Origin of the sequence: Bradyrhizobium sp. CCGB12 (assembly GCF_024199845.1) — a bacterium.
Lineage (GTDB): Bacteria > Pseudomonadota > Alphaproteobacteria > Rhizobiales > Xanthobacteraceae > Bradyrhizobium.
On the sequence record NZ_JANADO010000001.1, the window covers coordinates 8,190,676 to 8,208,175 of the forward strand.

The 17,500-nt window shown below is 64.4% G+C and carries 16 protein-coding genes and 1 tRNA gene; 6 read left to right on the plus strand and 11 right to left on the minus strand.

Annotated features, from left to right (window positions below):
- Positions 1-54: 54 nt before the first annotated feature.
- Both NLM27_RS37595 and NLM27_RS37600 read right to left on the minus strand, forming a co-directional pair.
- Complete coding sequence (locus NLM27_RS37595) at positions 55-2,826, minus strand: di-heme-cytochrome C peroxidase (protein ID WP_254148057.1); 2,772 nt, start codon at positions 2,824-2,826, stop codon at positions 55-57.
- A 187-nt stretch (positions 2,827-3,013) separates the two neighbouring features.
- The gene (locus tag NLM27_RS37600; protein ID WP_254148058.1) at positions 3,014-4,810 is read right to left on the minus strand and encodes an adenylate/guanylate cyclase domain-containing protein; all 1,797 of its coding nucleotides are present in this window, start codon (positions 4,808-4,810) and stop codon (positions 3,014-3,016) included.
- A gap of 212 nt (positions 4,811-5,022) precedes the next feature.
- Here NLM27_RS37600 and NLM27_RS37605 point away from each other — a divergent pair, with 212 nt between their 5' ends.
- Complete coding sequence (locus tag NLM27_RS37605) at positions 5,023-5,655, plus strand: LysE family translocator (protein WP_254148059.1); 633 nt, start codon at positions 5,023-5,025, stop codon at positions 5,653-5,655.
- Positions 5,656-5,660: 5 nt separating this feature from the next.
- On the opposite strand, the gene NLM27_RS37610 is transcribed toward NLM27_RS37605, so the two are convergent.
- Positions 5,661-6,413, minus strand: a complete 753-nt coding sequence (locus NLM27_RS37610; protein WP_254148060.1) for a sulfite exporter TauE/SafE family protein — start codon at positions 6,411-6,413, stop codon at positions 5,661-5,663.
- A 169-nt stretch (positions 6,414-6,582) separates the two neighbouring features.
- Between NLM27_RS37610 and NLM27_RS37615 the strand changes: the two genes are divergently transcribed.
- A complete protein-coding gene (locus NLM27_RS37615; protein ID WP_254148061.1) occupies positions 6,583-7,473 on the plus strand; it encodes a LysR substrate-binding domain-containing protein in 891 nt (296 codons plus the stop codon).
- A gap of 644 nt (positions 7,474-8,117) precedes the next feature.
- Here the strand turns inward: NLM27_RS37615 and NLM27_RS37620 are convergent.
- From NLM27_RS37620 to NLM27_RS37630, 3 genes are all read right to left on the minus strand, one after another.
- On the minus strand, positions 8,118-9,098 hold the full coding sequence (locus tag NLM27_RS37620; RefSeq protein ID WP_254148062.1) for a tripartite tricarboxylate transporter substrate binding protein: 981 nt from the start codon (positions 9,096-9,098) through the stop codon (positions 8,118-8,120).
- 20 nt (positions 9,099-9,118) lie between these two features.
- Positions 9,119-9,901: a histidinol-phosphatase gene (gene hisN / locus NLM27_RS37625; RefSeq protein ID WP_254148063.1), complete on the minus strand. Its 783-nt coding sequence runs from the start codon at positions 9,899-9,901 to the stop codon at positions 9,119-9,121.
- Positions 9,902-10,417: 516 nt separating this feature from the next.
- Entirely contained in the window at positions 10,418-11,308 is an 891-nt protein-coding gene (locus tag NLM27_RS37630; RefSeq protein ID WP_254148064.1) for an N-formylglutamate amidohydrolase, read from the minus strand.
- A gap of 328 nt (positions 11,309-11,636) precedes the next feature.
- On the opposite strand from NLM27_RS37630, the gene cpdR reads away from it, so the two are divergent.
- From cpdR to NLM27_RS37650, 4 genes are all read left to right on the plus strand, one after another.
- The gene (cpdR, locus tag NLM27_RS37635; RefSeq protein WP_007597092.1) at positions 11,637-11,996 is read left to right on the plus strand and encodes a cell cycle two-component system response regulator CpdR; all 360 of its coding nucleotides are present in this window, start codon (positions 11,637-11,639) and stop codon (positions 11,994-11,996) included.
- Positions 11,997-12,070: 74 nt separating this feature from the next.
- A tRNA-Val gene (locus NLM27_RS37640) sits at positions 12,071-12,145 on the plus strand.
- 205 nt (positions 12,146-12,350) lie between these two features.
- Positions 12,351-12,578 (plus strand): DUF2945 domain-containing protein, encoded by a 228-nt coding sequence (locus NLM27_RS37645; protein ID WP_254148065.1) that lies wholly within the window; start codon positions 12,351-12,353, stop codon positions 12,576-12,578.
- A 74-nt stretch (positions 12,579-12,652) separates the two neighbouring features.
- Positions 12,653-12,898, plus strand: a complete 246-nt coding sequence (locus NLM27_RS37650; protein ID WP_254148066.1) for a hypothetical protein — start codon at positions 12,653-12,655, stop codon at positions 12,896-12,898.
- Positions 12,899-13,070: 172 nt separating this feature from the next.
- Here NLM27_RS37650 and NLM27_RS37655 read toward each other — a convergent pair whose 3' ends face one another.
- From NLM27_RS37655 to NLM27_RS37675, 5 genes are all read right to left on the minus strand, one after another.
- Positions 13,071-13,556: an NUDIX hydrolase gene (locus NLM27_RS37655; protein ID WP_254148067.1), complete on the minus strand. Its 486-nt coding sequence runs from the start codon at positions 13,554-13,556 to the stop codon at positions 13,071-13,073.
- A 65-nt stretch (positions 13,557-13,621) separates the two neighbouring features.
- The gene (locus tag NLM27_RS37660; RefSeq protein WP_254148068.1) at positions 13,622-14,416 is read right to left on the minus strand and encodes a shikimate dehydrogenase; all 795 of its coding nucleotides are present in this window, start codon (positions 14,414-14,416) and stop codon (positions 13,622-13,624) included.
- Between the two features lie 4 nt (positions 14,417-14,420).
- Positions 14,421-15,248 (minus strand): carbohydrate ABC transporter permease, encoded by an 828-nt coding sequence (locus NLM27_RS37665; RefSeq protein WP_254148069.1) that lies wholly within the window; start codon positions 15,246-15,248, stop codon positions 14,421-14,423.
- On the minus strand, positions 15,245-16,141 hold the full coding sequence (locus tag NLM27_RS37670) for a carbohydrate ABC transporter permease (RefSeq protein ID WP_254148070.1): 897 nt from the start codon (positions 16,139-16,141) through the stop codon (positions 15,245-15,247). The genes NLM27_RS37665 and NLM27_RS37670 overlap by 4 nt, the downstream gene beginning before the upstream one ends.
- Positions 16,138-17,490 (minus strand): ABC transporter substrate-binding protein, encoded by a 1,353-nt coding sequence (locus NLM27_RS37675; RefSeq protein ID WP_254148071.1) that lies wholly within the window; start codon positions 17,488-17,490, stop codon positions 16,138-16,140. Before NLM27_RS37675 ends, NLM27_RS37670 begins: the two co-directional genes overlap by 4 nt.
- Positions 17,491-17,500 lie beyond the last annotated feature (10 nt).

The following is a 17,500-nucleotide window of genomic DNA, read 5'->3' on the forward strand; positions in this document are numbered from 1 at the left end:
CGGTGTGGATGAGTTCCGACCTCTCCGCGCAGGCGGGGAGAGGTGAACGGCAGCTCACAGCGTCTTCAGATACTCGATCAGATCGTAGCGTTCGGCATCGTCCTTGAACATGCGACCGATCACGCCGGGGCGTTTCGGTTCGCCTTGCTTGCGTTCGAAGGAATGGCCGAGCACGCTGTTGCCTTGGATCGGCTTGCCGTCAGGTCCCGTCGCAGAGAACTCCGTTTCACCCGACTTGCAGCGCTCGTTGGCGGTGACTGCGAAACCGACCGTCTCGGGATCATAGTCGCGGCGGCCCATGCAGAATTTTTGCGGACGCTCGCTCGCCGGCTTCAGCAGCCAGTACAGCGAAGGTACCGAACCGTTGTGCAGGTAAGGCGCCGTCGCCCAGATGCCGTTCAGCGGCCGCGCGCGATAGCGCGGATCAGGCGCCGGATTGAGACAGTTCTTGCGCGCGAGATTCCACATTTGCGCGCGTTCGGCCTCCGGGATCTTCTCGTCGTCCATCCATTTGCGGGCGACGAGATCGACCACCGTCATGAGGCCGAGGGCATAGACCATCTCGGTCGGCGAACTCGCGGTCGGGATATCGCATTGCCACCATTTCTGCAGGTCGGCCGTGTTCACCTTCAGGAAGCCGGGCACATCGACGGTCCTCTTGCTGAGAACGAGCGACTGTTCGGGATCCGTCTTGATCTCGTCGAGGGGGATCGTCACCGCGTTCAGGACCTTGCTGTCGCCGTTCGGCTCCCAATGCTTCGACGACCAGAAGGCCGGAGTGTCGACGGCCGGCAAATGGCATCCCGAACACATCTCGGTGTAGATGGTGCGGCCGCGCTCGACGCGATCGGGCTTCAGTCTCCATGCGTCGCCGAGGATCTGCGAAGGCCATTTCGGCGCGAGCAGGCCGCCGAACTTCGGACCGCTCGAAGGATCGGCCGGCTTGAACGGATCAGGGCCTCTCAGCATGTCCTCGATCCAGCCGATTGTCCTGATGTTGACCGAGGAGCGCCACAGCCTGTCCTCCGGATAGGCGTCGGACAGGTTGAGCAGGGCGGTCACGCCGAGGGCTTCGCCGGCGTTGCGGATCAGCGGCTGCTCGATCGAGGCGTCGTACTGGGCGAACTTGAACCACGGCACGGTCCAGATCGCGGGGTAGCTGACCGGCGCGTCCTGGGCATGCAGGTTCTTCTCGAATCCCTTGATCCCGCTCAGAGCGAGATCCTGCGAAAAGACCTGGTTGCCGATACGGTTGAGGGCGTCGAGCCGGCCGAACCCTTCCTCGGTGTCCTGCTGCTCCTTGCCGTCCCAGGTCTTCTTGCCCTCGATTGTCTTCTCGTAATTCTTGGCCCAGTCGATCAGGAAGCTGCCGATCGTGCTGAGTTTCTGCTTGAGCGCGGCGCGGTCCGTCTTGCTGGCCTCGGCGCCAAGCATGCGATCGGCGAAGCGCTGGAAGCGGAACGGGACGTAGAGCGTGTAGGCGATCGACAGGCCGGTCGCGAGCTCGAGCTTCTTGAGGTCGGTCATCGCCGGACCACCGTCGAAGCGGACGTCGACGCCCTGATAGTGGATCTGGCCGGTATGACAGGCCGCGCAGGTCAGCCCGATCTTGTCCTCTTCGCGGCGGCCCGTCGCTGGATCGACCACGCCGGTCATCCGGGCGAAGCCGACCGGCAGGCCGTCGACGTTCTCCGCCGGCGTCCATCTCGTCGACCAGTCCGAGGCCTGTGACGTCTCGTAGACATTGGCGTAGCCGAAGCGGCGCAGCGTCGCCGTGTCGGTCTGGATCGACTGCGGGCTCGGGATGAAGCCGAAGCGCTCGAGATAGGCGCTCTCCTTCATCATGCCCGGCTTTGAGAACAGATGAAGGCGCGGCTGCTCCAGCGCCACGAACCACTCATAGGGCACCGGGAAAGTCGCTGTGCCCTGGCTGGCATGGTGAAACCAGTGCCGGTCCTTCAGCGACCAGTTTTGCTCGAGCCAGTAAGCTGCCTTCGTTTCCGGGACCGCGGGCAAGGGCGGCGGCAGAAGATTCACGAGGACGCCCTTCTGCGGCAGCATGGCGCGAACCTGGTTGGGGAATTCGGCGACCGCGACGAGGGCGACGAGACCGAGGCCGATGACGAGCGCCGTGAGCGCGACGGCCCAGCGAAAGCGGAGTTGGCAGGCCGACAGCAGCGGCTGCGACAATATCCGCTGGTTGATGCGGTCGGGGAATTTGCGCTCGTTGAACAGCGTGTGCACGTCGGCCACGCTGAGATAGCGCTCCTCGTCCGTCTTGCCCTTGCCGATGATCTTCAGGAGGATGGGCCATTCGAACTTCATCAGTAGCGGGTAGTACCAGCGTGCGGCGCTGCCGGCGCGCTTGAGGTTGTCGCGCATGAAGCTCTTGATTTCCGCGGCGTTGAGGCCGGGCTCGCTGCTGCCGGTGTTCGGGTCGGTGTAGGTCCGGCCGAAGCTCGCGAGCCGCGCGATCTCGTCCTCGTTGACTTTGCCGTCGACGCCGAGGATGCGCGAGCCGGCGCCGCGCTTGTCGAGCGGGCCGCCGCGCAGCGCGTCGAGCTGCGCGCCCGACCAGATGCTCTTCAGGATGTGACCGAGACCGTTGGCGATCATCGCAACACCGCGGACCTGGATGCGGGCCGAGATCTTCTTCAACCCCGTCTCGCCGCTCGCATTCGCGATGGTCTGCGACAGCGTGTTGAGCGGGACGGTGCCGCCATCGACGAAGCCTTCGCCGACGAGGCCGCGCAGGAACGGGCAGGGATTGTTCGGCGAGACCGGGATCGAGGGATCGAAGGGAGGCTTCGAGGCGGCATCGTTCATGGCCCAAAATCCTGACAGCAGCGAATCGTGAAATGCACAGGCGCCGATCAAGCGCGGAAAGTCCTAACAAACTTACAGCACAATATACTACTTCAGCGTGTGACGAAGTGTGGCGGATTTCACTGTCGCGTCAACGGGAGCAGGCGGGAGGTTGGTCGCCAAGGACGGCAACGGGCCCCGTGGCCCTTCAGGACTCGACGGCGCGTTTGACGTCGCTCTGCACCAGGGTCAGTCTGCCCAGCGGCACGCCGGCCTTCAGCAGCCCCTCGCGGTAATGGGCAATGTCCTCGGGCCGCTTCCAGTGGAAATTGCGCAGGTGACGATCGACGTTGAGAGTCGGGTAGTTGCCCATCAGCACGCCGGCGGCCTCGGCCGTCTCGTCGCTCCGCCCCAATTGCGCCAATGCGGCGGCGCGGATCGCCAGCGCCTGCATGTGGTTCGGATTGATGTAGAGCTGCTCGCGGGCCCATGATAGGGTCGCGTCATATTGGCGCAACAGGTAGTGACTGAAGGCGTTCAGCGCCGCCCATTGGTAGCGCGGGTCGCTGTTGTCGCGCTGCGAGGCCATCGAGAACAGCTCGACCGCCTCGCGGTGCTCGCCGATGATGAAATGGCAGATGCCGAGCACGCCGCGCGCGCCGTTGTCGTAGGGGTTGAGCGCGACCGCGCGCTTGGCGGCGTCCATCGCGGCCTCGTAGTGGCCTTCCATGCCGTGGGCCCAGGACAGGATCGAGAACGCGAAGGAGGAGCGCGGGTCGAGCCGGACGCTGGTTTCGGCAAGGTTCATCGCCTCGGCCCACATCTCCCGCGTGCCCTTGACCCAGCCGAACTGGATGCTCTGGATCTGGATCGTGGCGAGATAGGCATGCGCGATCGACAGCTTGGGATCGAGCCTGATGGCCTCGCGGAACAGGTCGACGGCGGTGGCCAGATCCTCCTTGGTCTGCCGATAGTAATGCGACAGCCCCTTGAGGAAGCGGTCCCAGGCGCTCACGTCGGTCGAGAGCCGTGCCGGTGCCGAGGCCTCGGCCCGGACGATCTCGGTGGCGATGGCGGCGGACAGGTTGGTGGTGATCTCGTCCTGCATCGCGAACAGGTCGCCGATGTCGCGATCGTAGCGGCCGGTCCAGAGCTGCTGACCGGTCTCCGGCGCGATCAGCTCGGCGGTGACGCGGATCTTGGCGCCTGCGCGCCGTACCGAACCCTGGATCAGATAGGTGGCGTCGATCTCGCGCGCGATCAGCCGCGTGCTGGTGTTCATGCCCTTGAAGGCGAAGGTCGAGTTGCGGCTCAGCACGCGATAGAAGGATTGCAGCGACAGCGCGTGGATCAAATCCTCGGTCAGGCCGTCGGAGAAATATTCGTCCTGGGCGTCGCTGAGATTGGCGAAGGGCAGCACGCCGACGATGGCGGTGCGGTACTGCTGCGAGAGCGCGGACGCCTCCCTCAGCTCGGGCGCGAGCGCCGGCGCACCCTCGGGCGTCCAGGTCCAGACCCCGACCGAATCCTTGATGTTCTTGAAGCGATGGTTGCCGGCATCGACCAGCGGCACCGTGAGATGCTTGCTTGCCTCGCGATAGGCCTTCGCCGAGATCGCGAAGCCGCCGGGGCTCGCCACCGCTTCCAGGCGCACGGCAATGTTGACATCGTCACCGAATACTTCGTCCTCGTCGGCGATGACGTCGCCCATGTGGATGCCGAGCCGGAACTGCATGGCGCGGTCGGACGGCAGATGGCGGTTGCGCTCCGCCATTAGAGTCTGCATCGCGATCGCGGCCTCGGTGGCGCCGACGATCGAAGCGAATTCGAGCAGGAAGCCGTCGCCGGTGTTCTTCACGACGCGGCCGCCGTGATTGAGGATGATGGGATGGATCGCGCTGCGATGGGCCTTGAAGGCGGCATGGGTGCCTGCCTCGTCGCTGCCCATCATGCGCGAATAGCCGGCGACATCGGCGCAGACGATGGCAGCCAGACGTCTTTCCATATCCCTCGGAGCTCCAACGGATGGCGGACCGGCCACGGCGTGGCAGTCGCCTCGAATCCCGCATTTCAAGAACCCTGCCTTTATAGAGCAGATAAGGCGGCGCGAAAGTATGACCCGCATTGCAAATTCGAGGTAAATCCCACGCAATTGCGGTAGTGGACGGGGGCGCCCGGACCGACTAAGCGGAATTGGGACGGCCGGGGGCACCTTCCATGCTTGGCATTCACGAAATCTGGCTCTTCATCCTGTCGGGCGTGCTGCTCAACATCACGCCGGGGCCGGATTCGGTCTACGTAATCGGCCGCAGCATGCAGATGGGCTGGCGGGGCGGCGCCGCCGCCGCGCTTGGCATCAGTTGCGGCTGCTTTTTCCACGTCGCGGCAGCGGCGATCGGCCTTTCGGCCCTGCTGATGGCCTCATCGACGGCGTTTTCGATCCTGAAGCTGGTCGGCGCGGCCTATCTCGTCGTGACGGGACTTCAGATACTGTGGTCGCGCCCGGCGCTGGCCTCGGCCATCGACGAGCCGGTGCGGAGCTCGCTGCGGCGGGTCTTTCTCCAGGGCGTCTTCACCAACGCGCTCAATCCCAAGGTCGCCCTGTTCTTCCTGGCCTTCCTGCCGCAATTCGTCGCAGCCGATTCAGCCCACAAGCCGCTCGCCTTCCTGACGCTCGGCCTGATCTTCATCTCGACGGGAACGCTGTGGTGCCTGGTGCTGGCGGCGTTTGCGGCCAAGGCCGCCCATCGCCTGCGGAGCTCGGAGGGCGCGATCGCCTGGGTCAACCGTGCGCTCGGCGGTCTCTTCATCTATCTCGGAATCCGCGTCGCCATGCTGGAGACGCGGTAGTTCCCTCAGGTAAATTCCTTCAGCACGGCGCTGCCGGTAAGATAAAGGCCAAGCAGGATCATCGCGATCAGGAACCAGCGGCGAAACGCTTCCGCCGGCATCCGCGCCCGCACCGATTGGCCGATGAACATGCCGGCAAAGGCCATGGCGAGGCCTACAGCGCCCGGCACGACATTCGCCGGCGTCATCAATCCGACGGCGGTCAGGTTGAAGGCGAGCGCCAGCGTCGCCGTGGTGAAGAACACGCCGAGCGCCTGTACCAGCTCGTCCTTCTCCATGCCGATCGCCTGCATGAACGGCATCGAGGGGATCACCTGCACGCCTGTCGAGGCCGAGATCACGCCGGTGATGACACCGACCACGCCGCCAACCCATTTCTCGTTCTCAGGTGCGACGCGGAACTGGAGTTTGTTCAGGCCGATCACGGCGTAGATGATCAGCAGGGCGCCGAGCACGATCGTGCCGTAGCGCGCATGCGGGCCGGTCAGCGCGCCGGCATTGAGCCAGCATCCGATCACGGTGCCGATCATCAGCGGCCACAGCCGCTTCAGGATGTCGCGCAGATAAGGGCCGACGAAGGTCTGCCAGATGTTGGTGACGATGGCGGGCACGATGACGATGGCGATGGCTCGGCTTGGCGCCATGCTCACCGCGAGCAGACCCATGGAGACCGTCGGCAGGCCGAGCCCGACCACGCCCTTGACGAATCCGGCCAGCAGGAAGACGGCGGCGATGAGGATGAGCAGCGGGTCGATCATATCTGCACATTGACCGAAGCCGCGCGCCGGCACAATCTGGAGGTTACGGAGAGTGCCTTCGTTTCAGGCGAAGGCTAGAACATGATCCGGACCCTTAGGGCCGCGTCAGCGCAAAGTGCGCAGCGGTTTCCGACAAGATCATGCTCCAACAATGAGAGAACGACCTGCCATGCGCTTCGACCTCGTCGACCTCCAGCTCTTCATCGCGGTCGCCGACCAGCGCAGCATCACCCGCGGCGCGGAGCGGTCGCACCTGGCGCTGGCCTCGGCCAGCGCGCGCATCAAGGGCCTCGAGGACGCGCTCGGCGTCGCGCTGCTCAAGCGCGGGCGCCGCGGCGTGGAACTGACCGCGGCCGGCGAGAGCCTGCTCGATCATGCGCGGCTGGTCATCCACCAGATCGACGCCATGCGCGGCGATCTCGCCGGCTTTGCCAGCGGCGTGCGCGCCAGCGTGCATTTCCTCGCCAACACGTCGGGCCTGTCGGAACACCTGCCGAAGGCGCTCGCTGGCTTCCTGCGCGAGCATCACGATGTCGCCATCGACATCGAGGAGCGCGAGAGCACCGACATCGCGGCGGCGATCACCGCCGGTGCCGCCGATCTCGGCTTCGCCGCCGAGCACGCATTACCCGAACATATCGAGCGCTTCGTCTTCAGCGAGGACCGCCTGACACTGGTGACATCGAAACGCGGCCCGTTCGCCGGCCGCCGCCAGATCGACTTTCAGGAGGCGGGAGCATGCGACTTCGTCGGCCTGACCAGCGCCACCGCACTCCAGATGCACATCTCGAAACATGCGGCGCGGCTCGGCATGCGTCCGCATTTTCGCGCGCGGTTGCGCGATTTCGACGCGATCTGTCAGATGGTCGCCGCCGATGTCGGCGTGGCGCTCGTGCCCGAAGCCGCTGCCCGCCGTTGTGCCAGGACCATGCCGCTCGCGATGGTCCGCCTGCGCGATGCCTTCGCCAACCGGAGCCTCGTGATCTGCGCGCGCAGCTTCAAGGCGCTGCCGCGGCCGGCCAAGATGCTGGTGGAGCATTTGAGGGCCGAGGCAGCGTGAGCCGTAGCGCCGCGCTCGCGGCAATGCCGACCAACCGAGTCAAAATCGGTCGTTCCGTGCGGCGTTCGTTTTCATGCGCCGCTGCGGCGATCAGCCCGGGGAACGGTCGCAGCCTTACCTCATTGCCCAGTTGGCGAAACGAGCCAGGAGCAAACCATGTCCAGGAACAGGCGCAACGCGAGACGTTCCATGCGCGTAACCGGCCTCGTGCTGGTCGCTGTGCTGGCAAGCGCTTCCATTGGTCCAGCATCAGGGCAGAGCGGCGGGGGTGGCGGAAGTTCGGGCGGGGGAGGCGCGGGCAGCGGTGGCGCTTCGTCTGGGACCGCGACCGCTCCCGGAACCAACGCGGCCGGCACGGCTCAGTCGGGCGGTGGCGCTGGTCCGCGTGGATCAACGACCGTTGGGCGGCCCGGCAATCCGGCGGGTGGCACCAATATCGGTCGGATCGATGGGACGGTCACGCCCGGTCCCTCGTTGCAGGGCGATGACCAGATCCGCTCGGAGAGCTCGGCGAACTCACAGGCCGATCGGAAGATCAAGAGCATCTGCAAGGGATGCTAAGCATGATTCCGGTTCAATAACCTCTGCAACCGCGGACATAGGCAAAACGAGGGAACGCGGCGATGCTTGGGCGGCGCCGGGTCCTACTTCGCCGTCTCGATCCCGGCGTCCTTGATCACCTTCGCCCACTTCTTCGTCTCGTCCGCGATGAAGCTGCGGAAGTGCTCGGGCTCGTCGCCGATCAGGGTCGCGCCTTGGGCGGCGAGCTTCTCCTTCACCGCGGGATCCGCCATCGCCTTCGTCGCAAGGGCGTGCAGCGCAGTAACGACCTCCTTCGGCGTGCCCTTGGGCGCGACCATGCCGTACCAGTTCTCGATGCGCAGATCGGCAAAGCCCGCTTCGGCCATCGTCGGTACATCAGGCGCGGTCGGGGCGCGTTCGGCCGAGCCCATCGCGATAGGACGCAGGGCGCCTGCGTTAACCTGCGGCAGCAGCACGGGGAGATCGAGGAACGTCATCTGGACCTGCTGACCCAGCAGATCGTTCACCGCAGGAGCTGCGCCGCGATAGGGCACGTGCACGATGTCGATCTTTGCGGTCAGCTTGAACAATTCGCCGGCGAGATGCGGCAGGCTGCCGGGGCCGGAGGAGGCGAAGTTGAGCTTTCCGGGCTGTGCCTTGGCGAGTGCGATCAGCTCACCGATGTCCTTGGCGGGCACATTGGTGCCGACGACCAGCATTTCCGGCACGGTCGCGACCAGCGTCACCGGCGTCAGGTCGCTCGAGGTGTCGTAGGCGACCCGTTCCATGCTCGGGCTGATCGCGAGCGCGCCGGCTGAGGAGATCGCGATGGTGTAGCCGTCGGGCGTGGCCTTGGAGACGGCGTCAGTGCCGAGCACGCCGCCCTGGCCGCCGCGATTGTCGATCACCACCGGCTGTCCTGACAGCTCGGACATCCGCTGGCCGATGACCCGCGCGATGATGTCGTTGGGGCCGCCGGCCGGGAACGGCACGATCAGCTTGATCGGCTTGGCTGGAAAATTCTGCGCCGACGCAAGCGTCGGCAACAGAAGCAGGAACAATCCCGAGAACAATTCAACGAGCAGCCTGCGTGAGATCGTCATGCAAGCCTCCGCCCGCGTTGTTATTGGTTCAAGAGTTTCAGTGCTTCTTCGTGAACCCTGGGATCACCGGCCGCGATGATGCGGCCGCCGCCCTGGGCCGGCTTGCCTTCCCAGGTGGTGACGACGCCGCCGGCACCGGTCACGATCGGGATCAGCGCCGCAATATCGTACGGCTTCAACTCGGTCTCGACCACGAGGTCGACATGGCCGGCCGCCAGCATGCAATAGGAGTAGCAGTCACCGCCATAGCGCGACAGCCGCGCGCCCTGCTCGATGCGGCTGAAGATGGCGCGGTCGCGCTCGTTCATCAGCAGCGGGCTGGTGGTGTAGGTCGTGGCTTCCGACAGCGAGGCGCAGCGGCGGACCTGGAGCCGGCGCTCGCCGGAGAGGCCCTTATAGTTGGCCGAGCCGTTGTCGCCGGAAAAGCGCTCGCCGATGAAGGGCTGGTGCATCATGCCGAACACCGGCGCACCCTTGTGCAGCAGCGCGATCAACGTCCCCCAGATCGGAAAGCCGCCGATGAAGGATTTCGTGCCGTCGATGGGGTCGAGCACCCAGACATAGTCGGCGTCTTCGCGCTCATTGCCGAATTCCTCGCCGACGATGCCGTGCTGGGGGAAGTTGGCCTTGATCAGCCGCCGCATCACCGCCTCCGCGGCGCGGTCGGCTTCCGTGACCGGATCGAAATCCTTGGTCTTGCTCTTGTCGTCGATCGACAGCGAGGTGCGGAAGAACGGCAGGATGGTTTCGCCGGAGGCGGTGGCGAGCCGTCCGATGAAGGCGGAGAAGTCGATCACCGTCACGGCGAATCCTCGAAAGCGAAAGTCGAATGAAGCTCGCTCCTGCCTAGCTCAAATCGGCAGACTCTTGCAGCGCTGTCTTGATTTGGCCCCTGGTATTTTGAATGCCGCGATTGGCTGCCTCATCTCAGTCATCTCCTGGCCAAATATCGATCACAGCGTTGAAACCTTAGTTCCGCCCCTGCCTCGTTCGTATGCAAACATCTATCAACCCATTGAATTTCCTTATTAAAGAAACTGAATCTGGGTTTCCATAGAAGCAACTGAGCCATGTGCGTTTTGCATGGGAAACCGCTCAAAAGCCCTTGCACTTTGTGCGTCGCGGTCGCATATTGTTGCGGTGCGGTAGCGCTTGGCGTTACCGCTGCCCTCCTTGGGCGTTTCCTCCCTAGACTTGGGCCGCTTCTTCATTAGAAGCGGCCCTTTTTTCTTTGGCCCTTGTTTTCATTTTGGTGCGCGCGAGTTCGCGAAGCGAAAGCATGTTCGCGCCTGTGGTCGGCAACGCGAAAGAGTTCGAGCCTATTCCGCCGCAGCCTGGAACGGGCCGAGATCGCCGAACGGGATCGTCGTTGCCAGCACGTCGGCAAGCACGCCGAAATCGGACGCAACTTGCGCAAAGCGCGGACCGCGCTCGCGCCGCCGTTCGTCCATGTAGATCGCGCGATTGAGCTCAAGCTGCACCGCGTGCAGGCCGCTCGCCGGATTGCCGTAATGCTCGGTGATGAAGCCGCCGGCGTAGGGTTTGTTGCGGCCGATCGAATAGCCGAGCCCCGTCATGGTCTCCTCGACCCTGTCGGGGAGCAGCGGCGTGCAGCTCGTGCCGTAGCGGTCGCCGATCACGACGTCGGGCCGGCGCGGCTCATCTCTGCTGACGCCGACCGAGGGCATCGAGTGGCAGTCGACCAGCACCACGGTGCCGAACATCTGGTGCACCTGGTTGATCAGCCGGCGCAGAGCGCGGTGGTATGGCTTGTACAGCGCCTCGATCCGCCCCAGCGCGTCGTCGACCAGGATGCGCTCGCGATAGATCTCCTGGCCGTCGCCGACCACGCGCGGAATGGTGCCGAGGCCGCCGGCGACCCGCATCGAGCGCGTATTTGCAAAGCTCGGCAGCCGCCCGGTGAACATACGGGGGTCGAGCTCATAGGGCTCGCGATTGACGTCGACATAGGAGCGGGGAAAGTTGACCCGCACGGTCGGAAAGCCGCGCTCGCTCAAATGGCCGATCAGCTCGTCCATGAAGGAATCTTCGGACCGCCGCAGCGTCGGCAGGTCGATCCGCGAGGCCGCCAAGAATTCGTCCGGATAGGTCGAGCCGGAATGGGGCGAGTTGAAAATGACCGGCGCGCGCCATTGCGCGGGCTCCACGATCTCGAAGGCTGGCGACGCATCGCCGTCAAACCGGGTCATCTTCTCAGGCTTCGTCCCTTCGCGCCGGAATCTGGCAGGGGCCAGATCGCATTGATTCGGCCGATCGAGCGGCTCTTATGTGTCGTCATTGTCCGGAATCGCAACCATTCTGCCAAGCGAAAAGATGTGATGGCTGCTGGAACACGTCTTAACCGTGCAGGCAGGGAGGTGGGGACGCGCCGGCGCGGCTCGATTGCTTCGAGCCGCATTCCAGTTCACAAGGACCGGCAACGCAGCCCGCTTGGGGTTAAGATTTTCACCTCAAATTTACCCTCTATCGGGCTTAGTAACCTTTGCTGATATCCTCTGGGGAGTCGACTTTCCTGCCATGCCAAAGATCCTCCTCGCCGAAGACGACAACGACATGCGCCGTTTCCTGGTCAAGGCGCTGGAAAACGCCGGTTTTCAGGTTTCGTCCCACGACAACGGCATGGCCGCCTATCAGCGGCTGCGGGAAGAGCCGTTCGAGATGCTGCTGACCGACATCGTCATGCCGGAGATGGACGGCATCGAGCTCGCCCGCCGGGCCTCGGAACTCGATCCCGACATCAAGATCATGTTCATCACCGGCTTCGCCGCGGTGGCTCTGAACTCGGATTCGGACGCCCCCAAGAACGCCAAGGTGCTGTCCAAGCCCGTGCATCTGCGCGAATTGGTCAGTGAAGTGAACAAGATGCTGGCGGCCTGAATCGGCGCCGTTCCGTCCTTGCGCCGGCTCCCCTGAGCCGTTATAGGGACCCCACCCGATCTAGACGACATCTAGGGCACGTAGCTCAGCGGGAGAGCACTACCTTGACATGGTAGGGGTCACAGGTTCGATCCCTGTCGTGCCCACCATCCTTCGCTCGCGATAGCGAGAGAAGGATGCCGCGCCGAAGCCCAACGGGCGCGGGCGGGCCGCCGCCGCGAGCTTCGGCGAAGCAAGCCCACCAATCAATCTCAATGCAAAGCGTGTCCGGCGTAGCTCGAAGAGCGAAGACGGATTGGGGCGTCTAGCTCTGCTCCTCTGGAACGCCCCGAAGCCATCGGGCATTGTTCCGCCATGGCCAAGCCGTCCACAAAACCCTTCAGCCGCGGCGATCACGTCAGCTGGAATTCCGAGGCCGGCCGCGTGCGGGGCCATATCCTGCGCGTCCACACCCAGGACGTCGATTACAAGGGCTATACGCACCACGCCACGCCGGATGATCCGCAATACGAGATCAAGAGCGACAAGACCGATCACGTCGCCCTCCACAAGCGCCGGGCGCTGCGGCGGCTGCGCACGTAACGGGCAAGCTCTCGGCGCCAACATCAAGTTGAGTTATCGTCTTCTGACGTGAGGTCGCCGGTGAGGAAATGCGAATGACGCGGGCAGCAGGTTTTTCCGTGGCGATACTGGCGCTGATGGTGTCGCGCGCGGATGCAGCGATTGTCGACTGGCAGGCCGAGCTGCAGCGCTGCCGTGTGCTGCGCGAGAGCGTCGCGCCGCTGCTTCAGGCCGGCGAGGGGATATCCGCCGTCGGCCGCTCCAACAGGTCGGTTCGCCGTTGCATCTGGATCCAGCGCATGGCGGTGCGCAAGAAAATCCCCGGCGCCGGGGTCTGGTAGCCTGCCGGGTGCTGCGCATGCGATGACGGCGGCAGGGGCGGCATCTGCATAACCGTCACCCTGAGGTGGCGGCTTCTTCAGCGGCCCTCGAAGGGCGACGGCCCCGCTGTATCCGGGCCGTACATCCTTCGAGGCTCTCAGCGCAGTGCGGATGCACTGCGCGGTTCGCACCTCAGGATGACGGAGTTGAGACCTTGGTCCTGTCCTTGCTTCCGAGCAGCACGTCCTTCAACCCGGTCGGGTACAGGCTCGGACCGCCCTCGACATCGAGGTCGGCGAGATTAAACCAGCGGGCCACAATCTGCTCGCCGTTATCCTCGCGAAAATCGACGCGTTCCTGGTCGCTGAACGCGCCATCCGGAAACGCGACCGCCGCGATGAACATCATCTCGTGCCCGGTCGATCCCTCGTGCACGAAAATATTCTCCATCACCAGTGGCTCGCCGGTGATGGTGATGCCGATGCCGAGTTCTTCGTGAAATTCCCGCACCAGCGCCGCCCGCCAGCTCTCGCCGAACTCGATCTCGCCGCCGAGCGGACGCACGCCCTTGATCCGGCCTGCATCGTCGCGAACCTCGGCCGCGAGCAGCCGCCCGTCCCGCCAATGCAGGCCGATCGCGACGACGCGGATGTGGGGATGCGGGCGCCATGTGGTCATGGGGCATGGTTAGTCGGCTTCGCGCGATCTCGCAACGATGAGGGATGATTGCCTGTCTGTCCGGATCACAGGATGGAAGCCCGCCAGAACGCCGTCTGCAGCGGCAGCTGATGCCGGATCATCGCGACACCATCGACGACCTTCAATCCGCGGGCGGCGCAGGCCTCCATGAAGCCGGTGCGCCGCGCGGCTATGATGTCAAATACTGCGCAATCCCCCGGCAGCTTGGCCGGGTCCATCGGCAAGGCATCGGTCACGCGCAGGCCGAGGGATGTCGCGTTGACGCACAGTCCCGCGTCGTCGAAGCGCTCCTCGAGGCTCAGGTCGAGATCGGGGAATTGCCCGCGCAGCTTTGCCGCGAGCGCCTCGACCGGGCCGGGCACCTCGTTGAGGATGCGCAAGCGCTTCAAGCCGGCCGCTACCAAGGCGTGGCAGATCGCGCGGCCGGCACCACCCGCACCGATCACGACGGTTCGGCGTTCAGGGTCGAAGATGCCGGCTTCGCGTGCGGCGTTCAAAAAGCCGCCGCCGTCGAAGGACTCGCCGACGAGTTTTCCGCTCGCCTCTAGTCGGATGGTATTGACCACGCCCTCGAACTTCGCGGCAGGCCCGACCTCGTCGCAGAGTTCGAACGCGGCCGGCTTGTGCGGCATGGTCAAGTTGAAGCCGGCGGTGCTCGGCGACTTCGCCAGCGCGCGGATCGTCTCGGCGAGATGCTTCGGCTCGACATCCATTGGCACCAGGTGCCAGTCGAGGCCCTGCTCCTCGAAATAGGGCGTGTAGTAGCGGGGAGCCGCGACGTGGCCCGCCGGGTGGGCGAAGATGAAGACGGTGCGCGTTGCGCCGGTCGGAAGCTTCATGATCTCATCCCTTGACGGCACCCGCCGTGAGCCCGCTGACGAGATAGCGGCGCACCGCGAGCGAGAAGATCAGCACCGGTGCCATCACCAGCGAGCCGCCGGCGGCGATCTTGCCCCATTCCCAGCCTTCGTAGTTCATGAAATTGACGACGGCGACCGGTGCGGTGCGCGCATTGGTTCGGGTCAGGATCAGCGCGAAGAAGAAATCGTTCCAGGCATAGAGGAAGCACAGGATCGCGGTAGCGGCGATGCCGGGCGTCACCATCGGCAGCACGATCTTGGTGAACACTGTGCGCGTGCGCGCGCCGTCGACCAGCGCCGCCTCTTCCAGCGAGACCGGGATCGTGTCGAAAAACGGCTGCATCATCCAGATCACCAGCGGCAGGTTGAAACTGGTATAGACCAGAACGAGGCCCGTGATGGTGTCGAGCAGCCCGATCCACCGATAGAACAGGAAGAACGGGATCGTGAACGCGATCGGCGGCGCCATGCGCGTCACCAGGATCGCAAAGGAGAGGCCATGCTTGCCGCGCCCGGCCCAGCGCGACAGCGCATAGGCTGCGGGCACGCCGAACAGCAGCGCCAGCGCGGTCGAAAGCGAGGCGCTGAGCAGGCTGTTGACGAAGGACGCCGAGAACGCGCTATGCCAGAGCGAGACGTAGTTCTCGAGCGTCGGCGTGAAGATCAGCGGCGGGGGGAACTGCAGGATCTGGTCGTTGGTCTTGAAGCTCATCTGCAGCAGCCACAGGAACGGCGAAAGCAGGATGAGCAGCGTGACCGTAATCGCGATCAGCCGGCCGGGCGTGGCCTTGCGGAGGGAAGACTCGCTCATGCCAGTGCCGCCTTGCGCCGGCCCATCCAGACCAGGCCCAGGCTGATGCCGCAGACCAGCAGCAGCATCACCACCGTGACCGCGCTGGAATAGCCGATCTCGTTGGTGTCGAAGGCGAGGAGATACGCATAGTAGTTCGTGACTTCGGTGACGGTGCCGGGTCCGCCGCCGGTCAGGAGAAAGATCAGCGGGAAAGCCTTGACGCTGTCGATCAGGCGGAACATGCCTGATATCACCAGGATCGGCGTGATGAAGGGCAGGGCGACGTACCAGAATATCTGGAGCTTGTTGGCGCCGTCGACGAGAGCGGCCTCCGAATATTCGTCGGGAATGGTCTGCAGCGCCGCCAGTACCATCAGGAAGGTGAAGGGCAGCCATTCCCAGGTGTCGGCGATGATGATCGAGGTCAGCGCGAAATCGACGCTCGAGGTCAGTGCCGGCAGCGTGAAATGCAGCGCTTGCGCGGCGTAATAGAGCGGGCTGATGTCGGGCGCGTAGATCAGCTTCCAGATCACCGCGACTACGATCGGCGGCAGCACCATCGGGATCAGGAAGAAGGTGCGCGCGAATTCGACGAAGCGCGACGGCACGTTCAGCAGCAGCGCCAGCAACATGCCGAGCAGCACCTGGAACAGCACGCTTGCGACCGACAGCTTGGCCTGCACGGCCAGCGAGTTGACGAAGCGGGGGTCACCGGGCAGCAAGGCATAATTGCGAAACGGATCGCTGAAATCGGTGGCCGAGCCCGGCGTCGTCAACTGGAACGGGGTCAGGCTGGTCACGACGAGATAGATCGCCGGCAGCACGGCGACTGCGAACAGCACGATCAAACTCGGCGTGAGCGCGAAGGCGATGAACCTTCGGCGCTCATCGTCAATTCCGCTCTCGCTCAAAGTTTTGTCCCGGCGCGGCGGAGTGCGGCGATGGCCTGATCCTGGGCCGCGCTCATCGCGTCCTTTGCCGGCAGCTGGCCGGTGGCGACCTGCTCGAACGCCTTGTTGAGGACGTCGCCGACGATCGGGAACTCCTTCGAGGTGCGGTAAGCCATGTAGTTCTCGCCCTTGCCGGGCAGCTCGAGCACCTCAAGATAGAGCGCGCCGAGGTCCTGGCCGTTTACCGTATTCAACTTGCGATACTCGTCGCTGGTGATGATCGAGCGCCGACACACCGAGGAGTGACCGTGCTCCTTGACGAGCTTCATCGAGATCTCGGGGCTGAGCGCCCATTTGATGAATTCCCAGGCTGCCTTCTGGTTTTTGGCGTTCTTGGGAATGCCGAGGCCCTGGCTGTTCGAGGCCGGATAGTCGTGCACGGGACCGGCCGGGGAGCGCACCACGCGCGCGGTGTCCTTCACCTTGCTTTCTTCGGAGAGCAGGATCGGCGTCACCCAGGCGCTGGAATGAATGAAGATATTGGCGCGGCCGGTCAGCATCGCCTGCCGGGCCTGGTCCTCGGTGTAGGTCAAGACGCCCTTCGGCGCGCTCTTCAGGAGGTTCGCATAGAACTCGACGCCCTGGATCGCCTCGGGCGTATTCAGCGCCGGCATGACGTCGCCGGGCGGCTTCTTGAAGATGTTGCCGCCGAAGCCCTGGATGTAGGGCGGCAGATTCCAGTTGTGGAGGAACCACGACACCATGCCGCTGACGCCGTCGGTGCCGTTGATCTCGGCGCAGACCTGCTGAAGCTCGGCGAAGGTCTTTGGGATCTTCAGCCCCTTCTTCTCCATCAGGTCCATGCGCGACAGCCCCATCAGCATGGCGCCGCCTTCCCAGGAGTAGCCGTAGGTGGCGCCCTTGGCGTCGCGATAGGGCACCTGCGCGCCATCGACGAAATCCTTCGGATTCCAGTCGGCCGGCGTCAAATTGGCGTCGCCCGTGAACTCGTCGAGATTGGCGAGCAGGCCTGCCGCGATCCAGCGGGTCGCAAGCGTGAAGGTGACGTTGACGAAGTCATAGGCCGAGCCGCCCGAGGACAGTTCGAGATTGGCCTGCTGGTTGTAGACGGGCAGGGCCGAGAGCTGGAGGTCGACCTTCATGCCGGTCTTTTCCTCGAACTCGGGGATGTACTTTTGTAGCAGCGTGAAGAAGCGGTGCTGGAACGAGGCGCCGTGCAGCGTCACGCCGGCAAAGGGTTTGGTCTGCGCGATCAGTGGCGCCGGGAATGCCGCGAGCGCCGCGGTGGCGGCACTGGCTTTGAGTAATTTGCGGCGGGTGAGCGAACTCGCGCGCGATGCGGTCTTCATGCTTGTCTCC

Excerpts from the sequence above, each read along its gene's own strand:
- NLM27_RS37595 (WP_254148057.1), bottom strand. The coding sequence starts at position 2,826 with ATGAACGATGCCGCCTCGAAGCCTCCCTTCGATCCCTCGATCCCGGTC.
- NLM27_RS37620 (WP_254148062.1), bottom strand. The coding sequence starts at position 9,098 with ATGACGATCTCACGCAGGCTGCTCGTTGAATTGTTCTCGGGATTGTTC.
- NLM27_RS37655 (WP_254148067.1), bottom strand. The coding sequence starts at position 13,556 with ATGACCACATGGCGCCCGCATCCCCACATCCGCGTCGTCGCGATCGGC.
- NLM27_RS37610 (WP_254148060.1), bottom strand. The coding sequence starts at position 6,413 with ATGATCGACCCGCTGCTCATCCTCATCGCCGCCGTCTTCCTGCTGGCC.
- NLM27_RS37675 (WP_254148071.1), bottom strand. The coding sequence starts at position 17,490 with ATGAAGACCGCATCGCGCGCGAGTTCGCTCACCCGCCGCAAATTACTC.
- NLM27_RS37605 (WP_254148059.1), top strand. The coding sequence starts at position 5,023 with ATGCTTGGCATTCACGAAATCTGGCTCTTCATCCTGTCGGGCGTGCTG.
- NLM27_RS37615 (WP_254148061.1), top strand. The coding sequence starts at position 6,583 with ATGCGCTTCGACCTCGTCGACCTCCAGCTCTTCATCGCGGTCGCCGAC.
- NLM27_RS37660 (WP_254148068.1), bottom strand. The coding sequence starts at position 14,416 with ATGAAGCTTCCGACCGGCGCAACGCGCACCGTCTTCATCTTCGCCCAC.
- NLM27_RS37645 (WP_254148065.1), top strand. The coding sequence starts at position 12,351 with ATGGCCAAGCCGTCCACAAAACCCTTCAGCCGCGGCGATCACGTCAGC.
- NLM27_RS37600 (WP_254148058.1), bottom strand. The coding sequence starts at position 4,810 with ATGGAAAGACGTCTGGCTGCCATCGTCTGCGCCGATGTCGCCGGCTAT.
- NLM27_RS37650 (WP_254148066.1), top strand. The coding sequence starts at position 12,653 with ATGACGCGGGCAGCAGGTTTTTCCGTGGCGATACTGGCGCTGATGGTG.
- NLM27_RS37630 (WP_254148064.1), bottom strand. The coding sequence starts at position 11,308 with ATGACCCGGTTTGACGGCGATGCGTCGCCAGCCTTCGAGATCGTGGAG.
- NLM27_RS37665 (WP_254148069.1), bottom strand. The coding sequence starts at position 15,248 with ATGAGCGAGTCTTCCCTCCGCAAGGCCACGCCCGGCCGGCTGATCGCG.
- cpdR (WP_007597092.1), top strand. The coding sequence starts at position 11,637 with ATGCCAAAGATCCTCCTCGCCGAAGACGACAACGACATGCGCCGTTTC.